Source organism: Pseudomonas sp. TH08 (assembly GCF_016651275.1).
Taxonomy (GTDB): Bacteria; Pseudomonadota; Gammaproteobacteria; order Pseudomonadales; family Pseudomonadaceae; genus Aquipseudomonas.
In genome coordinates, this window is sequence record NZ_JAEKEE010000005.1 from 226637 (window position 1) to 251137 (window position 24501).

Consider the following 24501-nt stretch of genomic DNA (forward strand, 5'->3'; position numbering starts at 1 on the left):
GCCTGTCAAATCACTGAATACGGTCCGGCACAAGCCTTGGGCGCGTGGCTGTTGCAGTGATATAGTTCGCCGCCAGTTCGGCCTGCCGTGGATGTATGTGCTTTCCCAGGAAAGCCCGGCGTCCGAGTGAGAGGCTGCATCGCAAGGAGTTTAGATGAGTGCCGATAACGCCTACGCGGTCGAGCTGAAGGGAGTCTCCTTCAAGCGCGGTGCGCGCAGCATTTTCAATAACGTCGATATCCGCATCCCGCGCGGCAAGGTCACCGGCATCATGGGGCCTTCCGGTTGTGGCAAGACCACGCTGCTGCGGTTGATGGGCGCACAGTTGCGCCCAACCAGCGGTGAAGTCTGGGTCAACGGCCAGAACCTGCCGAAGCTCTCGCGCAGCGATCTGTTCGATGCGCGCAAGCACATGGGCGTGCTGTTTCAGAGCGGCGCGCTGTTCACCGATCTCGATGTCTTCGAGAACGTGGCTTTCCCCCTGCGCGTTCATACCGAGCTGCCGGAAGAGATGATCCGCGACATCGTCCTGCTCAAATTGCAGGCAGTCGGTTTGCGAGGCGCCATCGAACTGATGCCCGACGAGCTGTCCGGCGGTATGAAGCGTCGTGTTGCGCTGGCCCGGGCAATTGCCCTCGATCCGCAGATTCTCATGTACGACGAACCGTTCGTCGGCCAGGACCCGATCGCCATGGGCGTACTCGTGCGCCTGATCCGTCTGCTTAATGATGCCTTGGGGATCACCAGTATCGTGGTGTCCCACGACCTGGCCGAAACCGCGAGCATTGCCGACTACATCTATGTAGTGGGTGATGGTCAGGTGCTGGGGCAGGGCACACCGGATGAACTGATGAACTCGGACGAACCGCGTATTCGTCAGTTCATGACCGGCAACCCCGATGGCCCGGTGCCGTATCACTTTCCAGCGACGGATTACCGCGCAGATCTTCTGGGGAAGCGTTGATGCGCAGAATTTCATTATTAGAACGCGTACGCCAGTTCGGCGAGGCCGCGATCGACGCCGTTGCGGTGTTCGGTCGGGCGACGTTGTTCCTGTTTCACGCCTTGCTCGGGCGCGGCGGTATAAGCGGCGGTTTTGGCCTGCTGGTCAAACAGCTGCATTCGGTTGGCGTGATGTCGCTGGTGATCATCGTCGTCTCCGGGATTTTCATCGGCATGGTGCTGGCGCTGCAGGGTTTCAGCATTCTGTCGAGCTATGGTTCGGAGCAGGCGGTGGGGCAGATGGTGGCCCTGACCTTGCTGCGTGAACTGGGGCCGGTGGTGACAGCGCTGCTGTTTGCCGGGCGTGCCGGTTCGGCGCTGACCGCAGAAATCGGCAACATGAAATCCACCGAACAGCTTTCCAGTCTGGAAATGATCGGTGTCGACCCGCTCAAATACATCATTGCCCCACGCCTGTGGGCCGGCTTCATTTCCCTGCCGGTGCTGGCGATGATTTTCAGCGTGGTGGGCATTTGGGGTGGTTCGTGGGTAGCTGTCGACTGGTTGGGCGTGTATGAAGGTTCCTACTGGGCGAACATGCAGAACAGCGTGAACTTCACCAGTGATGTGCTCAACGGTGTCATCAAAAGTATCGTTTTCGCCTTCGTAGTGACCTGGATCGCCGTATTCCAAGGCTATGACTGTGAGCCCACTTCCGAGGGGATCAGTCGTGCCACCACCAAGACCGTGGTGTTTGCCTCGCTGGCAGTGCTCGGCCTGGACTTTATTCTGACCGCTTTGATGTTTGGAGATTTCTGATGCAAAACCGCACCCTGGAAATCGGTGTCGGCCTGTTCCTGCTGGCAGGGATCCTGGCTTTGTTGCTGCTTGCGTTGCGGGTCAGTGGCCTGTCTCCGACGTCGACCACCGACACGTATAAACTTTATGCCTACTTCGACAATATCGCCGGTTTGACGGTCAGAGCCAAAGTGACCATGGCCGGTGTGACCATCGGCAAGGTCACGGCGATCGATCTGGATCGTGACAGCTTCACCGGTCGGGTCACGCTGCAAGTGGATAAAAAGGTCGACAACCTGCCGACCGACTCCACAGCGTCTATCCTGACCGCTGGTCTGCTGGGCGAGAAGTACATCGGTATCAGCGTAGGCGGGGAAGACAAACCGCTGAAGGATGGTGGAACCATTCACGACACGCAGTCGTCACTGGTACTGGAAGACCTGATCGGTAAATTCCTGCTCAATACCGTTAGCAAAGACGCCAAATGAGGAGCTTTTGAATGATCTCTATCTTGCGACGCAGCCTGTTGGTGTTACTGGCGGCTCTGCCGTTGATGGGTAACGCCGTGGCGGCACATTCGGCACATGATCTGGTGCAGGACACGACCAGCCGGTTGCTGGCCGACCTGGCTGCCAACAAAGAGAAATACAAGCAGGATCCGACTGATTTCTACGCGGCGCTCAACAGCATTGTCGGGCCGGTGGTGGATGCCGAAGGCATTTCCAAAAGCATCATGACGGTCAAGTATTCGCGCAAGGCTACGCCGGTGCAGATGCAGACCTTCCAGGAAAACTTCAAGAAAGGCCTGTTCCAGTTCTACGGCAACGCCTTGCTCGAGTACAACAACCAGGGCATCACCGTTGATCCTGCCAAGGATGAGTCGGGCGATCGCACCAGCGTCAACATGACCGTCAAGGGCAGCAACGGCGCGATTTATCCAGTGCAGTACACGCTGGAGAAGATCAACGGCGAGTGGAAGCTGCGCAACGTGATCATCAACGGTATCAACATTGGCAAGCTGTTCCGTGATCAGTTCGCCGACGCGATGCAGCGCAATGGCAACGATCTGGACAAGACCATCAATGGTTGGGCCGGTGAAGTGGCCAAGGCCAAGGAATCCACCGAAAAGAACCCAGCACAATGAGTGAGGCCGCAGTTCGTATGAGTGATGTCGACGAGCTTCTGCTCAGCGGCGTGCTGGATTACCGCACCGGCCCTGGCTTGCGCAAGGAAGGCCAGGCGTTGATCAAGTCCAGCAAAGCGTCTTCGCTGGTGATCGACTGCTCGGCGGTGAAGAAGTCCAGCAGCGTCGGTTTGTCGTTGCTGCTGTGCTTCATGCGCGATGCCGAGGCAGCCGGCAAGGCCGTCAGCATCCGCGCAATGCCTGAAGACATGCGCGAAATCGCTCAGGTCAGTGAACTGACCGAACTGTTGGCGCACCCCTGAACCCACATCTATAAAGAAGCCCCCCGTCAGAGTCCTGCCATGCGGGGTTCGCAGGCGCGGGGCTTTTTTGTATGATGTCCGACCCGTGCGCACAGGGCGCCGATTGAGGTTGAGCATGCAGGCCGTAGAAGTGAAGAGCTTCCTTGAAGGAAAGCTGCCCGGAACGTTGGTAGAAGTTGAGGGCGAAGGCTGCAATTTCCAGCTGAACGTGATTAGCGATGAACTGGCGGCGTTGAGCCCGGTGAAGCGTCAGCAGCAGATCTATGCCCATTTGAACCCATGGATCACCGATGGCAGCATCCATGCGGTCACTATGAAATTTTTCAGCAGCGCGGCCTGGGCCGAGCGCACCTGAGCCTAAGGGCGTCGAGATTCTTATGGATAAATTGATTATTACCGGTGGCGCTCGTCTTGATGGCGAGATCCGCATTTCCGGGGCAAAGAACTCTGCCCTGCCGATCCTGGCTGCCACCCTGCTGTGCGATGGCCCGGTGACCGTTGGCAACCTGCCGCACCTGCACGACATCACCACCATGATCGAGTTGTTCGGTCGCATGGGCATTGAGCCGGTGATCGACGAGAAACTCAGCGTCGAAATCGACCCGCGCACCATCAAGACCCTGATCGCGCCGTACGAACTGGTGAAAACCATGCGTGCGTCGATCCTGGTGCTGGGCCCGATGGTTGCCCGTTTCGGTGAAGCCGAAGTCGCACTGCCTGGCGGTTGCGCCATCGGTTCGCGTCCGGTCGACCTGCACATTCGTGGTCTTGAAGCCATGGGCGCAGTGATCGACGTCGAAGGCGGCTACATCAAGGCCAAGGCGCCTGAAGGTGGCCTGCGCGGTGCAAGCTTCTTCTTCGATACCGTCAGTGTGACCGGTACCGAGAACATCATGATGGCCGCTGCTCTGGCCAAGGGCCGCAGTGTGCTGCAGAACGCTGCCCGTGAGCCTGAAGTGGTTGACCTGGCGAACTTCCTCAACGCCATGGGCGCCAAGGTTTCCGGCGCAGGCACCGACACCATCACCATCGATGGCGTGGAGCGTCTGGGTTCGTGCTTCTACAAAGTCATGCCTGACCGTATCGAAACCGGCACCTACCTGGTGGCCGCTGCGGTCACCGGCGGCCGCGTCAAGGTCAAGGACACCGATCCGACCATCCTTGAAGCGGTACTGGAAAAGCTCCGTGAAGCCGGCGCAGAAATCACCAGCGGTGAAGACTGGATCGAGCTGAACATGCACGGCAAGCGTCCGAAAGCGGTCAACGTGCGCACCGCGCCGTACCCGGCTTTCCCGACGGACATGCAGGCGCAGTTCATCTCGCTCAACGCGATTGCCGAAGGCACTGGCGCAGTGATCGAGACGATCTTCGAAAACCGCTTCATGCACGTGTACGAATTGCACCGCATGGGCGCCAAGATCCAGGTCGAAGGCAACACCGCGATCGTCACCGGCACTGAAGTACTGAAGGGCGCGCCAGTCATGGCCACCGACCTGCGTGCTTCGGCGAGCCTGGTGATCTCGGCACTGGTTGCCGAAGGCGATACCCTGATCGACCGCATCTACCACATCGACCGTGGTTATGAGTGCATCGAAGAAAAACTGCAGATGCTGGGCGCCAAGATCCGTCGCGTTCCGGGCTAATCGCTGCATTGGGACACACGGACGTGTCCACTGAGATTATGAGTCGAGCCGGTTTCCGGCTCGATGTGTGTCCGGCGCCGATTGCGACCGGACATGAGTACCTTGATAAGGACTGACGTTTCCCATGTTGACCATCGCACTGTCCAAGGGCCGCATCCTTGACGACACCCTGCCGCTTCTCGCCGAAGCGGGCATCGTGCCGACCGAGAATCCGGACAAGAGCCGCAAGCTGATCATCCCCACGACCCAGGACGACGTTCGTCTGCTGATCGTGCGCGCCACCGACGTGCCGACGTATGTCGAGCATGGCGCGGCCGACCTCGGCGTGGCCGGTAAAGACGTGCTGATGGAATACACCGGCCAGGGCCTGTACGAGCCACTGGACCTGCAAATCGCTCAGTGCAAACTGATGACCGCCGGCAAGATCGGCGCGCCGGAGCCCAAGGGTCGTCTGCGCGTGGCGACCAAGTTCGTCAACGTTGCCAAGCGTTACTATGCCGAGCAGGGCCGTCAGGTCGACATCATCAAGCTGTACGGCTCGATGGAGCTGGCACCGTTGATCGGTCTGGCTGACAAGATCATCGACGTGGTCGACACCGGCAACACCCTGCGCGCCAACGGCCTGGAACCTCAGGAACTGATCGCCACGATCAGCTCGCGCCTGGTGGTCAACAAGGCTTCGATGAAAATGCAACACGCCCGAATCCAGGCGTTGATCGACACCCTGCGCAATGCAGTGGAGTCTCGACACCGCGGCTGATTTACCTGCGCGACGTTAAGTTGCGCCCGTCTATCCGCCTCATAGCCAGAATCTCAGGTGCCCAAGCGGAAACGACTGCTAAGTTAGGGCGCCTGAGTTTTTGCCATTCCTATGAGGCTCTCGCTATGACCGCAACGACTGCAATTCGCCGACTCAACGCTGCTGACCCGGATTTCGCGCATCATCTGGATCATCTGCTGAGCTGGGAAAGTGTGTCTGACGACTCGGTCAATCAGCGCGTGCTGGACATCATCAAGGCTGTGCGCGAGCGTGGTGACGCGGCGCTGGTCGAGTTCACGCAAAAATTCGATGGCCTTGAAGTCGCTTCGATGGCCGACCTGATTCTGCCGCGCGAGCGCCTGGAACTGGCTCTGACTCGCATCACCGTGGCGCAGCGCGAAGCGCTGGAAAAAGCCGCGTCCCGTGTGCGCAGCTATCACGAAAAACAGAAACAGGATTCCTGGAGCTACACCGAAGCTGACGGCACCGTGCTTGGCCAGAAGGTCACGCCGCTGGATCGCGCCGGCCTGTACGTGCCGGGCGGCAAGGCGTCGTATCCGTCGTCGGTATTAATGAACGCGATTCCGGCCAAGGTGGCCGGCGTGACCGAAGTGGTCATGGTCGTACCGACGCCGCGCGGTGAAATCAACGAACTGGTGCTGGCGGCGGCGTGCATCGCCGGCGTCGATCGTGTGTTCACCATCGGTGGCGCGCAGGCAGTTGCTGCGCTGGCCTACGGGACCGAGAGCGTGCCGAAAGTGGACAAGGTTGTTGGACCGGGCAACATCTATGTCGCCACCGCCAAGCGTCACGTATTCGGTCAGGTCGGTATCGACATGATCGCCGGCCCTTCGGAAATTCTTGTGGTGTGCGACGGCCAGACCGATCCGGACTGGATCGCCATGGACCTGTTCTCCCAGGCCGAGCACGACGAAGACGCCCAGGCGATTCTGGTCAGTCCGGACGCCGAGTTCCTCGACAAAGTCGCCGCGAGCATCGACAAACTGCTGCCGACCATGGACCGCGCGACCATCATCGAAACCTCGATCAATGGCCGTGGTGCACTGATTCACGTGAAGGACATGGCCCAAGCCATCGAAGTCGCCAACCGCATCGCCCCGGAACACTTGGAGTTGTCGGTCGCTGACCCGCAAGCCTGGTTGCCGCAGATCCGCCACGCTGGCGCGATCTTCATGGGCCGTCACACCTCCGAAGCGCTGGGCGATTACTGCGCAGGCCCGAACCACGTGCTGCCGACCTCCGGCACTGCGCGTTTCTCGTCGCCGCTGGGTGTGTACGATTTCCAGAAACGTTCGTCGATCATCTTCTGCTCCGAGGCCGGTGCTTCCGAGCTGGGTAAAACCGCTTCCGTGCTGGCCCGTGGCGAGTCGCTGAGCGCCCACGCGCGCAGCGCCGAATACCGCATCAAAGACGAAGACTTTCTTCAAGGGCAGGGGGAATGAGCATGAGTAAATTCTGGAGCCCGTTCGTCAAGGATCTGGTGCCCTATGTGCCAGGCGAACAGCCAAAGCTGACCAAATTGGTCAAGCTCAACACCAATGAAAACCCGTACGGCCCATCGCCAAAAGCCTTGGCGGCGATGCAGACCGAGCTCAACGACAACCTGCGTCTGTACCCGGATCCGAACAGTGACCTGCTGAAAAACGCGGTCGCCCGGTATTACGGTGTGCAGAGCAATCAGGTGTTCCTCGGCAACGGTTCGGACGAAGTGCTCGCGCATATTTTCCACGGTTTGCTGCAACACGATCAGCCGCTGCTGTTCCCGGACATCAGCTACAGCTTTTATCCGGTTTACTGCGGGTTGTACGGCATCACGTTCGACGCAGTGCCGCTGGATGCGCAATTCCGGATCAACCCGGCGGACTATGCCAAGCCGAACGGCGGAATCATTTTCCCTAACCCGAACGCGCCGACCGGTTGCCTGCTGGCGCTGGATGCGGTTGAGCAAATCCTCAAAGCCAACCCGGATTCGGTGGTGGTTGTGGATGAGGCGTACATCGACTTCGGCGGCGAGACCGCGATCAGTCTGGTGGATCATTATCCGAACTTGCTGGTGACGCAGACCTTGTCCAAGTCGCGCTCGCTGGCGGGCCTGCGGGTGGGTCTGGCGGTGGGGCATGCGGATCTGATCGAAGCGCTGGAGCGGATCAAGAACAGCTTCAACTCTTATCCACTGGATCGTCTGGCGAATGTCGGTGCTGCTGCGGCGTTTGAAGATCGCGAGTATTTCGACAAGACGTGCCGTCTAGTCATCGAGAGCCGTGAGTGGGTGATCGCGCAGTTGCAGGCCAAGGGTTTTGAAGTGCTGCCGTCGGCGGCCAACTTCATCTTCGCCCGGCATCCGCAGCATGATGCGGCGGGGCTGGCGGCTAAATTGCGCGAGCAGGGCGTGATTGTGCGGCACTTCAAGCAGGAGCGGATTGCGCAGTTCCTGCGGATTTCGGTGGGTACGCCTGAGCAGAATCAGGCGCTGATCGACGGCCTCGGCGAGCTCTAAAGCCTCGCTTTCCTTTGTAGGAGTGAGCCTGCTCGCGATAGCGGATGGACATTCAACATTTATGCTGACTGACCCGGCGCCATCGCGAGCAGGCTCACTCCTACAGGGATTTGTGGTGGTTATTCGTGATGCGGCTCGCCGAGGAATGTCAGTGAGGTGAACAGGCCGCGACTGTTGACATCAGGGCTGTCCTTCACCGGCACTTCAACCTGCGCGGCAATTACATTCAAGCCTTCGTTCCTCACCAGCACCTGCGCACGGCCATCCTTATCCGTCTCGGTGCTCAGGGTGTGCGGTGCGCTGCGGTAGTCACCAATCAACTTCACACCCGCCACCGGTTTGCCATCGAGCAACACCCGCACCGGCAATGAATTGCCCGGCCCCACGGTCAGTGGATCAACCTCCGGCACAATCAGCAGTTTGATCTGATCGAGCTTCGGCAACTTCGCCCCCGGCTGGTAAATCGCCAGGCTGTATTTGAACGTCTGCGTCGCCTCGATGGCGCCAGGCACTTTGCTGCGCCCTTCATTGATCCACTTCTTGTCCGCTGTTTGCGACCACATGCCGTTGTTCAGGGCCACGGCCATCACCGCCGGTGTTTTCAGTGGTTTCAGGCGAGCGTGATCTGCCAAGCGTTCAACCGTGACCGGGATCATCTTGCCGCTGGCGTCATAAGCCCAGGCGCCGCTGATCTTCCGGGCCTTGAAGGCATTGTCTTCGGCGCCGTGGCCGTAGATCACTTCGATATTGCCGCGACGTTGTTCAGTCCACAGACCGTGGGCCGAGACCTGGCCGGCGAACAGTGCGGCGATGAGTACAAGGGTTTTGCCGTGTCGCATGGTGACGTCCTTTTACAGGTTGAGGGTCAGGCTGACAGTGAAGTTGCGCGGCTCGCCGGGGTTGACCCAGTAGTTGCTGTAGGAGCGCTCGTAATACTTTTCGTCGAAAAGGTTGTTCAGGTTCAGGCCGACGGTGACGTTGCCGCTGGCCTTGTAATGGGCCAGCAGGTCAACGGTGTGGTAGGCCGGCAATTCAAAATCGCTGCCGGATTCGCCAGAGCGGTCGCCGACATAAGTGAACGCTGCGCCGACGTCCGAGCCCCGCAAAGGGCCATCCTGAAATTCATAAACACCGAGCAGGCTGCCGCTGCGTTTGGCCACGCCAAGAATGCGGCTGCCTTTTGGGATGACCGCGTCGCCCTCGGTCACTTCCGCGTCGATGTACGCGAATGCACCGATCACCCGCACCGCGTCAGTGACTTGTCCGGTCACTTGCAGATCGAAGCCCTGGCTACGCGCTTTGCCCATCGCGCGGCTGGTATCGGTACCGGGGTCGAGGGCGAGGACGTTTTCCTTGTCGATGTGGAAGAAGGCGAGGGTGCTGCTCAGGCGCTCGTCGAACAACTCGTTCTTGATCCCGACTTCATAGCCGACGCCTTCTTCCGGATCGAAGGATTTGCCCGCGGCGTCGAGACCGTTGTTCGGTTTGAACGAGGTCGAGGCGTTGGCGAACAGCCCGGTATTGGGCGTCAGCTGATAGAGCAGACCGACGCGCTGGGTCAGGGCATCGTGGCTCTGGCGACTGTTGGCGTTACGGCTGTGGTCGTCGATACGCTGGTCGAAATGCTCGAAGCGCGCGCCGAACATCCCGCGCAGTTTGTCGCTGAAGACGATTTGATCCTGCAGGTTCAGCGCATGGCTTTCGACGTGTTCGAAAGTATCCGTGCCCGAGCGTGCACCGTTGGGTTTCGGCTGGCCGTAGATCGGGTTGTAGATGTCGATCGCGTAGGGGCCGCCAGCAATCGTGGTGACGCGTTCGTTCTTGCGGAAGTTTTCGTACTCGGTGCCGATCAGCAGTTCGTGTTGCCACGGGCCAAGGTCGAACAGACCCCGCAGTTCCAGCTGCGTGATGCTGTCGTGCCAGTTTGTGTCACGTTCGCGATAGCGGCGATTGACGGTGTGGCCGTCAGCGTTCAACGGGCGAGACTCGGAGGCATCACCCCAGAGTTTGCCTTCCTTGTAATGGCTGGCCAGACGCAGTTTCCAGCTGTCATTGAGGTGATGTTCGAGGGTCGCCTGCAACAGGTTGTTGTGGTTGTCGATGTTGCCGTCGTTGGGTTCGCCGAGGAAGGTCGAGCGTGAGACGCCGCTCCATTTATTGTTCGGCGCAACGATGCCACGGTCGAAAGTGGAGTTGTGGCGGACGATTTCACTTTCAACCAACAGCGACGTGTCCGGATTCAATTGCCAGCTGATTGAAGGTGCGACAAACACATGCTGGCTATCGACGTGATCGCGAAAGCTGTGGTTATCCTCGACCGCAAGGTTGATCCGCGAGAGCACATCGCCCTGATCATCCAGCGGCGTGTTGACGTCCAGTGCAGTGCGATAGCGATCCCAACTGCCGGCGCTGGTTTGCAGGGTGGTGAAGGCGTCGGGCTCTGGTTTCTTGGTGACGATGTTCACCGTACCACCCGGATCGCCTCGACCATACAGGCTGGCCGCCGGGCCTTTGAGCACTTCGATGCGCTCGATGTTGGCGGCGTCGGGCGTGCTTGGATAACCACGATTGGCGCTGAAGCCGTCCTTATAGAACTCCGACGTGGTGAAGCCGCGCACGCTGTACTCGTAGAGGGTCAGGCCGCCAAAATTGTTTTGCTTCGACACACCGCCGGCAAAATCCAGCGCGCGTTCGACGCTGGTGCTGCCCAGATCCTTGAGTACGCTGGCCGGTACAACGCTGATCGCTTGCGGGATATCGCGGATCGCGGTGTCGGTTTTGGTCGCGCTGGAGGAGCGCGTGGCGCGGTAGCCTTTGACCGGTCCGGTCGGCGATTCGTAGTCGGAAGTGACGCTGATGGCGTCGAGTTCGAGGGGCTGCGGTTCTTCGGCGAAGACTGGATCGACCAGTAAACCAAGGCTCAGGCTCAGCAGGGAAGCCTTTGTTCGAGACGACATGTTATGTTGTTCCAATTCCTAGAATTGAAACAATATAACATGCCTTTTGAGAATGTCTTTTATTCGCGCGAACCGCGCGAAAAAAGTTTTACTCTTCTTTTTCCTGCACCGGTGCCGGCGGTGGACGCAGGCCGATTTCAGCGGTGAGCTTCAGTTCTTTGCCATTACGCATCACCTGAATAGTCACTTTGTCGGTCGGTTTGATCCGCGCCACCTGGTTCATCGAACGGCGACCATCACCCGCAGGTTCGCCATCGATGCTCAGAATCACGTCGCCCAATTGCAGGCCAGCCTTCTGCGCCGGGCCATCGCGGAAGATCCCCGCGACGACAATCCCCGGACGCCCGGACAAACCGAACGATTCGGCCAGCTCCTGGGTCAGCGGCTGTACTTCAATGCCCAGCCAGCCACGAATCACCTGACCATGCTCGATGATCGACTTCATCACCTCCATCGCCAGTTTCACCGGGATGGCGAAGCCAATACCCTGCGAACCGCCGGACTTGGAGAAGATCGCCGTGTTGATGCCGGTGAGGTTGCCGTTGGCGTCGACCAGCGCACCGCCGGAGTTGCCCGGATTGATCGCTGCGTCGGTCTGGATGAAATCTTCGTAGTTGTTCAGGCCCAACTGATTACGCCCGGTGGCACTGATAATGCCCATGGTCACGGTCTGACCGACACCGAACGGGTTGCCGATGGCCAGTGCGACATCACCGATGCGGATGTTGTCGGAGCGACCGACGGTAATCGCTGGCAGGGTTTTCAGGTCGATCTTCAGTACCGCGAGGTCGGTTTCCGGGTCGCTGCCAATCACCCGGGCGAGGGTTTCGCGACCGTCCTTCAAGGCCACGACGATCTGATCCGCACCACTGGTAACGTGGTTGTTGGTCAGGATGTAGCCTTCCGGGCTCATGATCACACCCGAACCAAGGCTCGATTCCATGCGTTTCTGCTTCGGCGAGTTATCACCGAAGAAACGCCGGAACTGCGGGTCTTCAAACAGCGGGTGCGCTGGCTTGTTGATGACTTTGGTGGTGTACAGGTTGACCACCGAAGGCGCCGCGATGGTCACCGCATCCGCATAGGACACCGGCCCCTGCTGCACGCTGGTGGTTTGCGGAGCCTGTTGCAGGTTGACGTCGAGGCTCGGCAGCCCGACCCACTGCGGGTAACGCTGAATAATCAACAGAGCGATAAGCACACCGGCCAACAGCGGCCAGCCCATAAAACGCAGCGCCTTGAACATTAAGCACGTCCTGGAAAAGTTGCAGGCGGGGTCAGACCGCCCATAATGTCGCGCATTATACGAGGCCGCGCGTGCCTCTGAACGGGATATTTAGGAGTCTTTCATGGCCGTCGCCCTCAGCACCCTCGTCGAAGAAGCCGACCGTTACCTGGGCAGTGCAAAAATTGCCGATTATTGTCCCAATGGCTTGCAGGTCGAGGGCCGGCCGCAGGTGATGCGCATCGTCAGTGGTGTCACTGCCAGTCAGGCGTTGCTGGACGCTGCCGTCGCAGCCGAGGCCGATCTGGTGCTGGTGCACCACGGTTATTTCTGGAAAGGCGAAAACCCGTGCATCACCGGCATGAAGCAGCGTCGCCTGAAGACCTTGCTCAAGCACGACATCAGTCTGCTCGCCTATCACTTGCCGCTGGATCTGCACCCGGACGTCGGCAATAACGTGCAACTGGCGCGTCAGTTGGACATCACCGTCGAAGGCCCGCTGGATCCCGATAACCTGAAAATCGTCGGCTTGGTCGGCTCGTTGAAGGAGCCGATGACCGCGCGCGACTTTGCCCGCAAGGTGCAGGAAGTCATGGGCCGTGAGCCGCTGTTGATCGAAGGCAGCCCGATGATCCGCCGGGTTGGCTGGTGCACCGGTGGCGGCCAGGGGTATATCGACCATGGCGTTTCGGCGGGTGTCGACCTGTTCCTCAGCGGCGAGGCCTCCGAGCAGACCTTTCACAGCGCCCGCGAAAACGACATCAGCTTCATCGCCGCCGGCCACCACGCCACCGAGCGCTATGGCGTGCAGGCACTGGGCGACTACCTGGCGAAGCGCTTCGCCGTTGAACACATCTTCATCGACTGCCCGAACCCGATCTGAATCCACCACAAATCCCTGTGGGAGCGAGCCTGCTCGCGAAGGCATCAAACCTTCAATACAAAGGTGTCCGGCACACCGCTTTCGCGAGCAGGCTCGCTCCCACAAGGGCACTGCTCGGCAGAACTGGCAGGCATATTCATATGCCCTTTCGTTCTAGCTTGCGTCCTGATTAGAAGAAGGCCGCTGTGCTAGGATTCCCCGCTCGAACACGGCCCGCTGGCCGTTCATAAGAAAGTTTTCGTGAGTAGCCATGGTCGACAAACTGACGCATCTGAAACAGCTGGAGGCGGAAAGCATCCACATCATCCGCGAGGTGGCCGCCGAGTTCGATAACCCGGTGATGCTGTACTCCATCGGTAAAGACTCCGCCGTGATGCTGCATCTGGCACGCAAGGCGTTCTTCCCGGGCAAGCTGCCGTTTCCGGTGATGCACGTCGACACCCGCTGGAAGTTCCAGGAAATGTACAAGTTCCGCGACAAGATGGTCGAAGAACTGGGCCTGGACTTGATCACCCACATCAACCCCGATGGCGTGGCGCAGAACATCAACCCGTTCACCCACGGCAGCGCCAAGCACACCGACATCATGAAAACCGAGGGCCTCAAGCAGGCACTCGATAAGCATGGTTTCGACGCAGCATTCGGCGGTGCCCGTCGCGATGAAGAGAAATCCCGCGCCAAAGAGCGTGTGTACTCGTTCCGCGACAGCAAGCACCGCTGGGATCCGAAACACCAGCGTCCAGAGCTGTGGAACGTCTACAACGGCAAGGTCAACAAGGGCGAATCCATCCGAGTGTTCCCGTTGTCGAACTGGACCGAACTGGACATCTGGCAGTACATCTACCTCGAAGGCATCCCGATTGTGCCGCTGTACTTCGCCGCCGAACGCGAAGTGATCGAGAAGAACGGCACGCTGATCATGATCGACGACGAGCGCATCCTCGAACACCTGTCCGACGAAGACAAAGCGCGCATCGTCAAAAAGAAAGTGCGTTTCCGTACCCTTGGCTGCTACCCGTTGACGGGCGCCGTGGAGTCCGAGGCCGAAAGCCTCACGGACATCATTCAAGAAATGCTCCTGACGCGAACTTCCGAGCGCCAGGGCCGTGTCATCGACCACGATGGCGCCGGCTCGATGGAAGATAAAAAACGTCAAGGCTATTTCTAAGGGGCTGTCATGTCGCATGTATCTGATTTGATCAGCGAGGACATCCTCGCCTACCTGGGCCAGCACGAACGTAAAGAGCTGCTGCGCTTTTTGACCTGCGGTAACGTCGATGACGGCAAGAGCACCCTGATCGGGCGCCTGCTGCACGACTCGAAAATGATCTACGAAGATCACCTCGAAGCGATCACCCGCGATTCGAAGAAAGTCGGCACCACCGGTGACGACATCGACCTGGCATTGCTGGTCGACGGCTTGCAGGCCGAGCGTGAGCAGGGCATCACCATCGATGTCGCTTACCGCTATTTCTCCACCGCCAAACGCAAATTCATCATCGCCGACACCCCCGGCCATGAGCAGTACACCCGCAACATGGCCACCGGTGCATCCACCTGTGACCTGGCGATCATTCTGGTCGATGCGCGTTACGGCGTGCAGACCCAGACCCGTCGCCACAGCTTCATTGCGTCCCTGCTGGGGATCAAACACATCGTCGTCGCCATCAACAAGATGGACTTGAAGGACTTCGATGAAGGTGTGTTCGAGTCGATCAAGGCCGACTACCTGAAGTTTGCCGAAGGCTTGAAGATGAAGCCGACCAGCATGCACTTCGTGCCGATGTCTGCCCTTAAGGGCGACAACGTGGTGAACAAGTCCGAGCGTTCGCCTTGGTACAAAGGCCAGTCGCTGATGGAAATTCTCGAGACCGTGGAAGTCGCGGGCGACCGCAACTTCACCGATCTGCGTTTCCCGGTGCAGTACGTCAACCGTCCGAACCTGAACTTCCGCGGTTTCGCCGGCACGCTGGCCAGCGGCATCGTCAAGAAAGGCGACGAGGTGGTTGTGCTGCCATCGGGCAAGAGCAGCCGCGTGAAATCCATCGTCACCTTCGAAGGTGAACTGGAGCATGCAGGCCCAGGTCAGGCCGTGACGCTGACCATGGAAGATGAAATCGACATCTCCCGTGGCGACCTGTTGGTGCATGCCGACAACGTGCCGCCGGTCACCGACAGCTTCGAAGCGATGCTGGTGTGGATGGCTGAAGAGCCGATGCTGCCGGGCAAGAAATACGACATCAAACGCGCGACCAGTTACGTGCCAGGCTCGATTGCCAGCATCGTCAACAAGGTCGACGTGAATACGTTGGAAGAAGGCCCGGCGAGCGCGTTGCAGCTCAACGAAATCGGCAAGGTGAAAATCGCGCTGGACGCGCCGATCGCCCTCGACGGTTACGAGAGCAACCGCACTACTGGCGCGTTCATCATCATCGACCGTTTGACCAACGGCACAGTTGGCGCCGGCATGATCGTCGCGCAGCCAGTGACGCATGGCACCGCCACGCATCACGGCAAACTGGCGCATGTTGCCACTGAAGAGCGTGCTCAGCGCTTCGGCCAGCAACCGGCCACCGTGCTGTTCAGCGGCCTCTCGGGCGCGGGCAAGAGCACGCTGGCTTATGCGGTCGAGCGTAAGCTGTTCGACATGGGCCGTGCGGTGTTTGTCCTGGATGGCCAGAATCTGCGTCACGACCTCAACAAAGGTCTGCCGCAGGATCGCACTGGTCGCACCGAGAACTGGCGCCGTGCCGCGCACGTGGCGCGTCAGTTCAACGAAGCCGGTCTGCTGACCCTGGCCGCATTCGTGGCACCTAGCGCCGAAGGGCGTGAACAGGCCAAGGAACTGATCGGCAAGGATCGTCTGTTGACGGTCTACGTTCAGGCCTCCCCAGCCGTGTGCGCCGAGCGTGATCCGCAAGGTCTGTATGCCGCCGGTGGCGACAACATCCCGGGTGAATCCTTCCCGTACGACGTGCCGCTGAACGCCGATCTGGTGATCGACACGCAGGCATTGAGTCTGGAAGAAAGCGTCAAGCAAGTGCTGGATCTGCTGCGTAAACGCGGCGCGATCTAAGCAATAAAGCAGCGACAAGCTTCTAGTTTCAAGCTGCAAGAAAAAGCCCGCCGATGAGCAATCATCGGCGGGCTTTTTATTTCGGGCCAACGCGGTCAAAACTGTAGGAGTGAGCCTGCTCGCGATAGCGGTGTGTCATTCAATATTTATGATCTGATTCACCGCCATCGCGAGCAGGCTCACTCCTACAGGGGACTAGCGCTTGTTCGGGTATTCGCGGTGCATCTGCTCCAGCAGCGCATCCTTGTCCAGCCACAGCTGATTGATCCAGCCCTGGAACTGCAGGCGATATTCGCCGTCCTGGTCGTAGTTCTTGCCAATGAATTGCTGCGGGATCTTCAGCTCTTCAAAGTGCACCACCACATCCCGCACATTGCCGCACAACAAGTCCCAGAAGCCTGGGCGGCCGCCCGGATAATGAATCGTCACATTAACGATCGACTCCAACTGCTCGCCCATCGCATCCAGCACAAACGCAATGCCGCCAGCCTTGGGCTTGAGCAAGTATTTGAACGGTGATTGCTGCTGCGCGTGCTTGCCTTCGGTGAAGCGCGTGCCTTCGACGAAGTTGAATATGCCCACCGGGTTGTTGCGAAACTTCGCGCAGGTCTTGCGCGTGGTTTCCAGGTCTTTGCCTTTCTTCTCCGGGTGTTTGGCCAGGTAAGCCTTGGAGTAGCGCTTCATGAACGGAAAGCCCAGTGCCCACCACGCCAGGCCGATCACCGGCACCCAGATCAGCTCTTGCTTGAGGAAGAACTTCAGCGGCTGAATGCGACGGTTGAGCACGTATTGCAGCACCAGAATATCGACCCAGCTCTGATGGTTGCTGGTGATCAGGTACGAGTGCTGGTAGTCGAGCCCTTGCAGGCCGCTGAGGTGCCAGCGCGTGCGGCGCACCAGGTTCATCCAGCCCTTGTTGTTGCTGATCCACGCTTCATGAGTGTGGTACATCAGCCAGCCGGCGATGCGCTGGGTGAAGGCGAACGGCAAGGCCTTGACCAGTGCGACGCAGAACAGAAACGAGCAGAGCAGAATCGTATTGAGCGCCAACAACAGTGAGGCGATCACGCCGCGCAGTGGTGCAGGTAGAAAATCCAGCATTTACACATCCATAGGTCGGTTGGCGGCTTGAATCGCAGTGAGGGCGATGGTGTAGACGATGTCATCGACTTGCGCGCCGCGCGGCAAATCATTCACCGGTTTGCGCAGGCCTTGCAGCATCGGGCCGAGGCTGACGCAATCGGCGCTGCGCTGTACGGCTTTGTGGGTGGTGTTGCCGGTGTTCAGGTCGGGGAACACGAACACGGTGGCGCGACCGGCCACCTGGCTGTTCGGCGCCAGTTGCCGGGCAACGTCCGCGTTGGCGGCAGCGTCGTATTGCAGCGGGCCGTCGATCAGCAGCGAGTGCTGTTGTTCGTGGGCGAGCAGGGTGGCTTCGCGGACTTTCTCGACTTCTTCGCCCGTGGCCGATTCGCCGCTGGAATAGCTGATCATTGCCACGCGCGGAGTGATGCCGAACGCTGCGGCCGAGTCGGCGCTTTGCAGGGCAATCTCTGCCAGTTCGGCGGCGCTTGGGTGTGGGTTCATCACGCAGTCACCGTAAACCAGCACCTCCTCGGGGAACAGCATGAAGAATACGGATGACACCAGCGTGCAGCCCGGCGCCGTTTTAATCAGTTGCAAGGCCGGGCGGATGGTATTGGCGGTGGTGTTGATGACGCCGGAAACCAGGCCGTCGACTTCATCCAGTGCGAGCATCATGGTGCCGATCACCACGGTGTCTTCCAGTTGCTGCTCGGCCATCGGTGCGTTGAGGCTTTTAGTCTTGCGCAGCGCAACCATCGGCTCGACGTAGCGTTCGCGGATCAAGTCCGGATCGAGAATCTCCAGGCCCGGCGGCAGCACGATGCCTTGCGCGCGAGCCACGGCTTCGACGTCTTCCGGTTTGGCCAGCAATACGCAACGGGCAATCCCGCGCTCCTGGCAGATCGCCGCTGCTTGCACGGTGAACGGCTCGCTGCCTTCTGGCAGGACAATGCGCTTGTTCGCCGCTTGCGCGCGTTGGATCAACTGATAGCGGAACACGGCGGGCGACAGGCGCATTTCTCGCGGTGTGCCGCAACGCTGGTGCAGCCAGTTGGCGTCGAGATGGCTGGCGACGAAATCGGTGATGATCTCCGCGCGCTCGCGGTCATCGATCGGGATTTCCTTGTTCAAACCGTTGAGCAGGTTGGCAGTGTCGTAAGAACCGGTGCTCACCGACAACACCGGCAAACCGGCCTGCAAGGCGCCACGGCACAGATCCATGATGCGCGGGTCGGGCAGGGTATCGCTGGTCAATAACAGGCCGGCCAGCGGCACGCCATTGATCGCTGCGAGGCTGACCGCGAGGATGATGTCGTCGCGATCGCCGGGCGTCACCACCAACACGCCGGGCTTGAGCAACTCGACGGTGTTGCGCATGGTGCGCGCGCAAATGATGATTTTGGTCATCCGGCGAGTTTCGTAGTCGCCGGCGTTGAGCACTTGCGCGCCCATCAGGTCGGCAACGTCGCGGGTGCGCGGCGCATTGAGTTCCGGCTGGAACGGGATGCAGCCGAGCAGGCGGAAATCACCGCTGCGCAGGAGCGGTGAATGTTCTTTAAGGCGCGCGGCGAAGGCTTCCATGCTTTCGTCGGTCTTGACCTTGTTGAGGATCACGCCGAGGACTTTCGGGTCTTTCGGGCCGCCAAACAACTGCGCCTGCAATTCGACGCGGCCGGACAATTCGGCGAGCACTTCGTTTTCCGGGGCCGAGACCAGAATGACTTCCGCATCCAGACTTTTGGCCAAATGCAGATTGACCCGCGCGGCATAGCTGGCGCTACGGGTCGGCACCATGCCTTCGACGACCAGCACGTCTTTGCCGACGGCCGCTTGCTGATACAGGGCGATGATTTCTTCGAGCAACTCGTCGAGCTGACCGTCGCCGAGCATCCGCTCAACGTGGGCCAGACCCAGCGGCTGCGGCGGTTTCAGACCGTGAGTACGCGCCACCAGTTCGGTCGAGCGCTCAGGGCCGGTGTCGCCCGGATGCGGCTGGGCAATCGGCTTGAAGAAACCGACTTTCAGCCCGGCGCGCTCCAGCGTGCGTACCAGCCCGAGGCTGATGGAGGTCAGACCCACGCCAAAATCGGTGGGTGCGATAAAAAAAGTTTGCATGCGAATTCTCTAAGGGTGCATGGCAATGGCTGCCGTCTATAGCTGACGATCTGCCGAAATTCAGTCGCCAAGGTTAGCGCTAACCGAGCCTTGTGCGCACCAACCGCAGGCAAAGGGTTGGCCTATTTTTTCAATACGTTGCGCCGGGTCAAGGACCCAGGCGCGCGATTGCCAGGGCGGCTGGTGACGCAGGTGTTGGGTGTGGCCACAGGAAAGCTCGGCCACCCAATGGCCGTCTGCATCCTGATGGAAACCGCTAATCGTCGAAACCCGTTTGTCCGGGTTGTGTTCGCTTTCGAGCGATTGCTTCGCTAAACTTGGCCTTTCTATATTCTTATGCAAAAGGTCTCGCCCCATGCTGATCGCCGCCAATAAGGCTGTCTCCATCGACTATACCCTGACCAACGACGCTGGTGAGGTCATCGACAGCTCCGCCGGCGGCGCTCCGCTGGTCTACCTGCAAGGCGCAGGCAACATCATCCCGGGCCTGGAAAAAGCTCTGGATGGCAAAGCTGTTGGTGACGAGCTGGAAGTCTCCGTTGAACCGGAAGACGCTTACGGCGAATACGCCGCTGAACTGGTCAGCACCCTGAGCCGCAGCATGTTCGAAGGTGTTGACGAGCTGGAAGTCGGCATGCAGTTCCACGCTTCGGCGCCGGACGGCCAGATGCAGATCGTCACCATTCGTGACCTCGACGGCGACGACGTAACTGTCGACGGCAACCACCCACTGGCCGGTCAGCGTCTGAACTTCAAAGTGAAGATCGTTGACATCCGTGACGCCAGCCAGGAAGAAATCGCTCATGGCCACGTCCATGGCGAAGGTGGCCATCACCACTGATTTCTGCGCTAAGCTTTCGAGAACTGGAGAGGCGCCCGCGGGCGCCTTTTTAGTCCGCGGCTGTCCTTGGTGGCCTCGCCAAGTGGCTGTTTCGAGAAGAACATCGGAATCCTGGAGTTCGTCATGAGTGCTTTTCACGACCTTAAGTTGACAGCCCTGGATGGTCAGGAGCTACCGCTGGCGCCTTTCAAGGGCCAAGTCGTGCTGGTGGTCAACGTCGCCTCCAAATGCGGCTTGACGCCTCAGTACGCGGCGCTGGAAAACCTCTATCAGCAGTTCAAAGGCAAAGGTTTCAGTGTGCTGGGCCTGCCGTGCAACCAGTTCGCTGGTCAGGAACCTGGAAGCGAAAAGGAAATTCAGGATTTCTGCAGCCTCAACTATGGCGTGACGTTTCCGTTGTCGAGCAAGCTCGAAGTCAACGGTCACGAACGGCATCAGCTTTACCGTCTGCTGGCGGGCGAGGGCGCGGAGTTTCCCGGTGACATCACCTGGAATTTCGAGAAATTCCTGCTCGGCAAGGACGGCCGCGTGTTGGCGCGGTTTTCGCCGCGTACGGCGCCGGATGATCCGACCATTGTTCATGCGATTGAAAAAGCGCTGAGCTGATAAAGCAAGATCAAAAGATCGCAGCCTTCGGCAGCTCCTACAGGTGACCTCAAAACCCCATGTAGGAGCTGCCGAAGGCTGCGATCTTTTGCTTTGCGTCTTCTAATCCTTAATCACCCAAATCAATAGTGCTGTTCAAGGGATTCTCGAGTCAATATTATCGCCGTCATAAAGTCATTCCCTGTGGAGCCTTCCAATGCCGGTTCAAGCCTTGTTCAAACCGTTCCACCTCGGCGCCCTCGAACTGCCGACCCGTGTGGTCATGGCGCCGATGACTCGCTCTTTCTCCCCGGGTGGCGTGCCTGATTCGAAAGTCATCGAGTACTACCGTCGTCGTGCGGCGGCGGGTGTCGGCCTGATCATCACCGAAGGCACCACCGTCGGCCACATTGCCTCCAATGGCTACCCGAACGTGCCGCAATTCTTTGGTGACGCGCCCTTGGCCGGCTGGAAAAAAGTCGTCGACGCCGTTCATGCTGAAGGCGGCAAGATCGTTCCGCAGCTGTGGCACGTCGGCAGCGTGCGCCGCATCGGCACCGAACCGGACGCCAGCGTGCCGGCTTACGGCCCGACGGAAAAACTCAAGGATGGTCAGGTCGTGGTGCACGGCATGACCAAACAAGACATTCAGGAAGTCATCGCCGCGTTCGCTCAGGCCGCTAAAGATGCGCAAAGCATGGGTATGGATGGCGTGGAAATCCACGGCGCCCACGGTTACCTGGTCGACCAGTTCTTCTGGGAAGGCAGCAACCAGCGCACCGACGAATACGGTGGCAGCCTGGCCAACCGTTCGCGTTTCGCCATCGAACTGATCCAGGCGGTGCGTGCAGCGGTCGGCGAAGGTTTCCCGATCATCTTCCGTTTCTCGCAGTGGAAACAGCAGGATTACACCGCACGCCTGGTGCAAACCCCCGAAGCGCTGGGTGAGTTTCTCAAGCCGTTGTCTGACGCCGGCGTGGATATTTTCCACTGCTCGACGCGCCGCTTCTGGGAGCCTGAGTTCGACGGCTCCGAGCTGAACCTGGCCGGCTGGACGCGCAAGCTCACCGGAAAACCGACCATCACCGTCGGCAGTGTGGGTCTGGACGGCGAGTTTCTGCAGTTCATGGTCAATACCGACAAAGTCGCGCAACCGGCCAGTCTGGAAAACCTGCTGGAGCGTTTGAACAAAGAGGAATTCGATCTGGTGGCGGTGGGGCGTGCGCTGCTGGTCGATCCGGACTGGGCGCTGAAAGTCCGTGAAGGGCGTGAGCAGGACATTTTGCCGTTCAGCCGTGAGGCGTTGATGACGCTGGTTTAACCAGCGCCTTCACTGGCCCCTTCGCGATCAGGCTCGCTCCCACAGGTTTCTCTGGTGTTCACAAAATTTTGTGTTCACTGAAGATCCCCTGTGGGAGCGAGCCTGCTCGCGAAGGCGGTTGTCAGGTCGGCAAAGATTCAGGGCAGTGTCTGGGCCCCTGGCACCACCAACTCCCCCAAACATGCCCCACGCAAATGGCTTTCAAACTGCTCGATAATCGCCGCCCACCCCTGGCGACTCGCATGCTGCCGCGCATTCAGGCGCACACAGCGCAACGTTTCTTCCTCCTCCAACAACCACGCCGCCGCCTCGCAAAACGCCTGTTCATCCCCGGGCATCGCCAGCACACCGTTGTAGCCATGGCGAATATGCTGCGCCGCCGCCGCTTGATCGTAAGCGACCACGCCCAGCCCCGACGCCAACGCTTCCAGCACGACATTGCCAAAGGTTTCGGTCAGGCTTGGAAACACAAAGACATCCCCCGACGCATAGTGCGCGGCCAATGCCTCGCCGCGCTGCGCCCCGCAAAAGATCGCCTCAGGCAATTCCTTTTCCAGCGCAACACGTTGCGGCCCGTCGCCGACCACGATCAGTTTCAGATTGCGCTGTGGATAAGTGCTGCGCAGAGTTTCGAAACTGCGTTTGAGCAGCCCGAGGTTTTTCTCCGGGGCGAGTCGTCCTACGTGGATCACGGCGGTATCGCGTTCGCCGAGCCCCCACTGTTCACGCAAGGCGTTCATTCGTTTGCTTGGATGAAACAACTGGCTGTCGACCCCTCGCGACAACAAAGCCAACCGCTCGAAATGGCGCCGCTCCAGTTCCAGCCGCTGGCTGACACTGGGCACCAAGGTCAGCGCCGAACGATTGTGAAACCAGCGCAGATAATGCGTGAGCATCCGGGTCAGCAAACCCAGGCCGTATTGACTGGTGTATTGCTGAAAATTGGTGTGAAAGCCGCTGACCACCGATATTCCCAACCGTCGCGCCGCTCGCAATGCCGACAACCCCAGCGGACCTTCGGTCGCGATATACAGCACATCCGGGCGCTGGCGTTTCCAGCGCCGCAGCAGTTTGTGCATCGACGACTGCCCCCACTGCAACCCCGGATACCCCGGCAGCGGCCAACCTCGGCACAGCAGCAGCGCATCATCTTCACTGCGCTGCGGATCCCCGGCCTGACGCGGCCGCACCAGTTCCACCTGATGCCCGCGCGCGCGCAGGCCATCGCACAAGCGGCCAAGGGTATTGGCCACGCCGTTGATTTCCGGTGGGAAGGTTTCGCTGATGAGGGTGATATGTAGAGCTGTCGTCATGACCTCAGTGTCGGCTGAGGCCATGTCGTGCTTGTGACGTTCGGATGATGGATTTGTGACGTGCGGTCTGTTGCCGGTTCAGCGCTGAGTCACGAGGTTCTCGGCACCGCGCTCACGCACCCAGAACAGCGTCGCGCCCGCTACAGCGGCGGGCATCATCAGGATGTTGACCACCGGAATCAGCAGCGCCAGATAAACGATGCCGCCAAAACTCATGCTCTGCCAGCGCTTCTGGCGCAGCCAGGCGAGCATTTCGTTCCAGCCCAGTTTGTGGTTGTCCGCCGGGTAGTCGATGTACTGGATCGCCATCATCCACACACCGAACAACAGCCACAGTGGCGCGGCGACGATGTTGACCACCGGAATGAACGAGAGGATGAACAGGCCAAGGGCGCGGGGCAGGAAGTAGCCGAGCTTGCGCATTTCCCGAGCGAACGTACGGGGAACCATCTCGACCAGTTCGCCCCAGCTGAAGGCCGGGAAGTCGTCGGTACCACGCACCACCACTTCGACTTTTTCCGCGAGGAAACCGTTGAAAGGCGCGGCTATCACGTTAGCGAGCATGGTGAAGGTGAAAAACACCATCAGCCCCACCAGCACGACAAACAGCGGCCAAAGGACATAACTGAGGAAGCTCAGCCAGTCGGGCAGCGACGGCATCAGCGTATCGACCCAGAGGCTGAACTGGTGGCCGGCCAGATAAATCAATCCGACGAACAGCACCAGGTTGATCGCCAGCGGCAACAACACGAACAGGCGCAGGCCGGGGCTGAGGACCAGTTTTAGGCCTTCGCGCAGGTATTGCGGGCCGGACAGAACAGGGGCGGGCATAAGGTGCTCCGAGCAAAGGAAAACGCGCCGACCTTACCGACTTTGCAAAGGCTGCGAAAGCGCGCTAAAGCGATCGACATTCACTGTAACAAAGACGTCCATCTCGTCAGTCTGTCGGCATAGAGACGACCTATGAGCTGGATTGTTAAACCGTATTTCCT

The 24501-nt window shown here is 59.5% G+C and carries 24 protein-coding genes; 16 read left to right on the plus strand and 8 right to left on the minus strand.

Translation table 11 applies throughout. The annotated features are described in order from the left end of the window. Nucleotides 1-154 precede the first annotated feature (154 nt). The 10 genes from JFT91_RS24480 to hisC all read left to right on the plus strand — a co-directional run bounded on the left by JFT91_RS24480 (nt 155) and on the right by hisC (nt 8107). A complete protein-coding gene (locus JFT91_RS24480) occupies nt 155-964 on the plus strand; it encodes an ATP-binding cassette domain-containing protein (RefSeq protein WP_122595143.1) in 810 nt (269 codons plus the stop codon). Next, on the plus strand, nt 964-1761 hold the full coding sequence (mlaE, locus tag JFT91_RS24485) for a lipid asymmetry maintenance ABC transporter permease subunit MlaE (protein ID WP_201234136.1): 798 nt from the start codon (nt 964-966) through the stop codon (nt 1759-1761). The genes JFT91_RS24480 and mlaE overlap by 1 nt, the downstream gene beginning before the upstream one ends. Beyond that, nucleotides 1761-2228 carry an outer membrane lipid asymmetry maintenance protein MlaD gene (gene mlaD / locus JFT91_RS24490; protein ID WP_007912400.1) on the plus strand — a complete coding sequence of 156 codons (468 nt, stop codon included), beginning with the start codon at nt 1761-1763 and terminating at the stop codon, nt 2226-2228. The genes mlaE and mlaD overlap by 1 nt, the downstream gene beginning before the upstream one ends. A gap of 11 nt (nt 2229-2239) precedes the next feature. Further along, nucleotides 2240-2884, plus strand: a complete 645-nt coding sequence (locus JFT91_RS24495) for an MlaC/ttg2D family ABC transporter substrate-binding protein (RefSeq protein ID WP_201234137.1) — start codon at nt 2240-2242, stop codon at nt 2882-2884. Further along, nucleotides 2881-3186 carry an STAS domain-containing protein gene (locus tag JFT91_RS24500; protein WP_201227958.1) on the plus strand — a complete coding sequence of 102 codons (306 nt, stop codon included), beginning with the start codon at nt 2881-2883 and terminating at the stop codon, nt 3184-3186. Before JFT91_RS24495 ends, JFT91_RS24500 begins: the two co-directional genes overlap by 4 nt. A 115-nt stretch (nt 3187-3301) precedes the next feature. After that, nucleotides 3302-3541, plus strand: coding sequence for a BolA family protein (locus JFT91_RS24505; RefSeq protein ID WP_007912386.1), 240 nt, complete (start codon nt 3302-3304; stop codon nt 3539-3541). A gap of 22 nt (nt 3542-3563) precedes the next feature. Then, nucleotides 3564-4829: a UDP-N-acetylglucosamine 1-carboxyvinyltransferase gene (murA, locus tag JFT91_RS24510; protein ID WP_201227957.1), complete on the plus strand. Its 1266-nt coding sequence runs from the start codon at nt 3564-3566 to the stop codon at nt 4827-4829. Between the two features lie 124 nt (nt 4830-4953). Beyond that, nucleotides 4954-5589 carry an ATP phosphoribosyltransferase gene (hisG, locus tag JFT91_RS24515; protein ID WP_007912384.1) on the plus strand — a complete coding sequence of 212 codons (636 nt, stop codon included), beginning with the start codon at nt 4954-4956 and terminating at the stop codon, nt 5587-5589. 125 nt (nt 5590-5714) lie between these two features. Continuing rightward, nucleotides 5715-7052 (plus strand): histidinol dehydrogenase, encoded by a 1338-nt coding sequence (hisD, locus tag JFT91_RS24520; protein WP_201227956.1) that lies wholly within the window; start codon nt 5715-5717, stop codon nt 7050-7052. A gap of 2 nt (nt 7053-7054) precedes the next feature. Beyond that, a complete protein-coding gene (gene hisC, locus JFT91_RS24525; RefSeq protein WP_201234138.1) occupies nt 7055-8107 on the plus strand; it encodes a histidinol-phosphate transaminase in 1053 nt (350 codons plus the stop codon). 119 nt (nt 8108-8226) lie between these two features. Here the strand turns inward: hisC and JFT91_RS24530 are convergent, their stop codons facing one another. The 3 genes from JFT91_RS24530 to algW all read right to left on the minus strand — a co-directional run bounded on the left by JFT91_RS24530 (nt 8227) and on the right by algW (nt 12310). After that, nucleotides 8227-8946 (minus strand): DUF4198 domain-containing protein, encoded by a 720-nt coding sequence (locus tag JFT91_RS24530; RefSeq protein WP_201200602.1) that lies wholly within the window; start codon nt 8944-8946, stop codon nt 8227-8229. Between the two features lie 12 nt (nt 8947-8958). Continuing rightward, nucleotides 8959-11064 carry a TonB-dependent siderophore receptor gene (locus JFT91_RS24535; protein ID WP_201200603.1) on the minus strand — a complete coding sequence of 702 codons (2106 nt, stop codon included), beginning with the start codon at nt 11062-11064 and terminating at the stop codon, nt 8959-8961. Between the two features lie 88 nt (nt 11065-11152). Then, nucleotides 11153-12310 carry a Do family serine endopeptidase AlgW gene (gene algW / locus JFT91_RS24540; protein ID WP_064119375.1) on the minus strand — a complete coding sequence of 386 codons (1158 nt, stop codon included), beginning with the start codon at nt 12308-12310 and terminating at the stop codon, nt 11153-11155. Nucleotides 12311-12413: 103 nt separating this feature from the next. On the opposite strand from algW, the gene JFT91_RS24545 reads away from it, so the two are divergent. From JFT91_RS24545 to cysN, 3 genes are all read left to right on the plus strand, one after another. Beyond that, complete coding sequence (locus JFT91_RS24545; protein WP_201234139.1) at nt 12414-13172, plus strand: Nif3-like dinuclear metal center hexameric protein; 759 nt, start codon at nt 12414-12416, stop codon at nt 13170-13172. A 250-nt stretch (nt 13173-13422) separates the two neighbouring features. Beyond that, nucleotides 13423-14340, plus strand: coding sequence for a sulfate adenylyltransferase subunit CysD (gene cysD, locus JFT91_RS24550; RefSeq protein ID WP_201234140.1), 918 nt, complete (start codon nt 13423-13425; stop codon nt 14338-14340). A 9-nt stretch (nt 14341-14349) separates the two neighbouring features. Next, the gene (cysN, locus tag JFT91_RS24555) at nt 14350-16248 is read left to right on the plus strand and encodes a sulfate adenylyltransferase subunit CysN (protein ID WP_201234141.1); all 1899 of its coding nucleotides are present in this window, start codon (nt 14350-14352) and stop codon (nt 16246-16248) included. A gap of 195 nt (nt 16249-16443) precedes the next feature. On the opposite strand, the gene yihG is transcribed toward cysN, so the two are convergent. Genes yihG through JFT91_RS24570 form a run of 3 tightly spaced genes read right to left on the minus strand, consistent with a single transcriptional unit; the run spans nt 16444 to nt 19836 of the window. Continuing rightward, nucleotides 16444-17349 carry a 1-acylglycerol-3-phosphate O-acyltransferase, YihG family gene (gene yihG / locus JFT91_RS24560; protein WP_201234142.1) on the minus strand — a complete coding sequence of 302 codons (906 nt, stop codon included), beginning with the start codon at nt 17347-17349 and terminating at the stop codon, nt 16444-16446. Continuing rightward, nucleotides 17350-19449 carry a phosphate acetyltransferase gene (gene pta, locus JFT91_RS24565; RefSeq protein WP_201234143.1) on the minus strand — a complete coding sequence of 700 codons (2100 nt, stop codon included), beginning with the start codon at nt 19447-19449 and terminating at the stop codon, nt 17350-17352. A 60-nt stretch (nt 19450-19509) separates the two neighbouring features. Further along, nucleotides 19510-19836, minus strand: a complete 327-nt coding sequence (locus JFT91_RS24570) for a DUF3565 domain-containing protein (protein ID WP_201227948.1) — start codon at nt 19834-19836, stop codon at nt 19510-19512. On the opposite strand from JFT91_RS24570, the gene JFT91_RS24575 reads away from it, so the two are divergent. From JFT91_RS24575 to JFT91_RS24585, 3 genes are all read left to right on the plus strand, one after another. Further along, a complete protein-coding gene (locus JFT91_RS24575; RefSeq protein WP_008085027.1) occupies nt 19805-20290 on the plus strand; it encodes an FKBP-type peptidyl-prolyl cis-trans isomerase in 486 nt (161 codons plus the stop codon). The two genes, JFT91_RS24570 and JFT91_RS24575, sit on opposite strands and share 32 nt — an antisense overlap. A gap of 123 nt (nt 20291-20413) precedes the next feature. Next, on the plus strand, nt 20414-20896 hold the full coding sequence (locus JFT91_RS24580; protein WP_064387988.1) for a glutathione peroxidase: 483 nt from the start codon (nt 20414-20416) through the stop codon (nt 20894-20896). A gap of 196 nt (nt 20897-21092) precedes the next feature. Next, nucleotides 21093-22196: an NADH:flavin oxidoreductase gene (locus tag JFT91_RS24585; RefSeq protein ID WP_201234144.1), complete on the plus strand. Its 1104-nt coding sequence runs from the start codon at nt 21093-21095 to the stop codon at nt 22194-22196. Nucleotides 22197-22333: 137 nt separating this feature from the next. On the opposite strand, the gene JFT91_RS24590 is transcribed toward JFT91_RS24585, so the two are convergent. Beyond that, on the minus strand, nt 22334-23533 hold the full coding sequence (locus JFT91_RS24590; protein ID WP_201234145.1) for a glycosyltransferase family 4 protein: 1200 nt from the start codon (nt 23531-23533) through the stop codon (nt 22334-22336). A gap of 54 nt (nt 23534-23587) precedes the next feature. Continuing rightward, a complete protein-coding gene (gene cysZ, locus JFT91_RS24595; RefSeq protein ID WP_201227945.1) occupies nt 23588-24340 on the minus strand; it encodes a sulfate transporter CysZ in 753 nt (250 codons plus the stop codon). Nucleotides 24341-24501 lie beyond the last annotated feature (161 nt).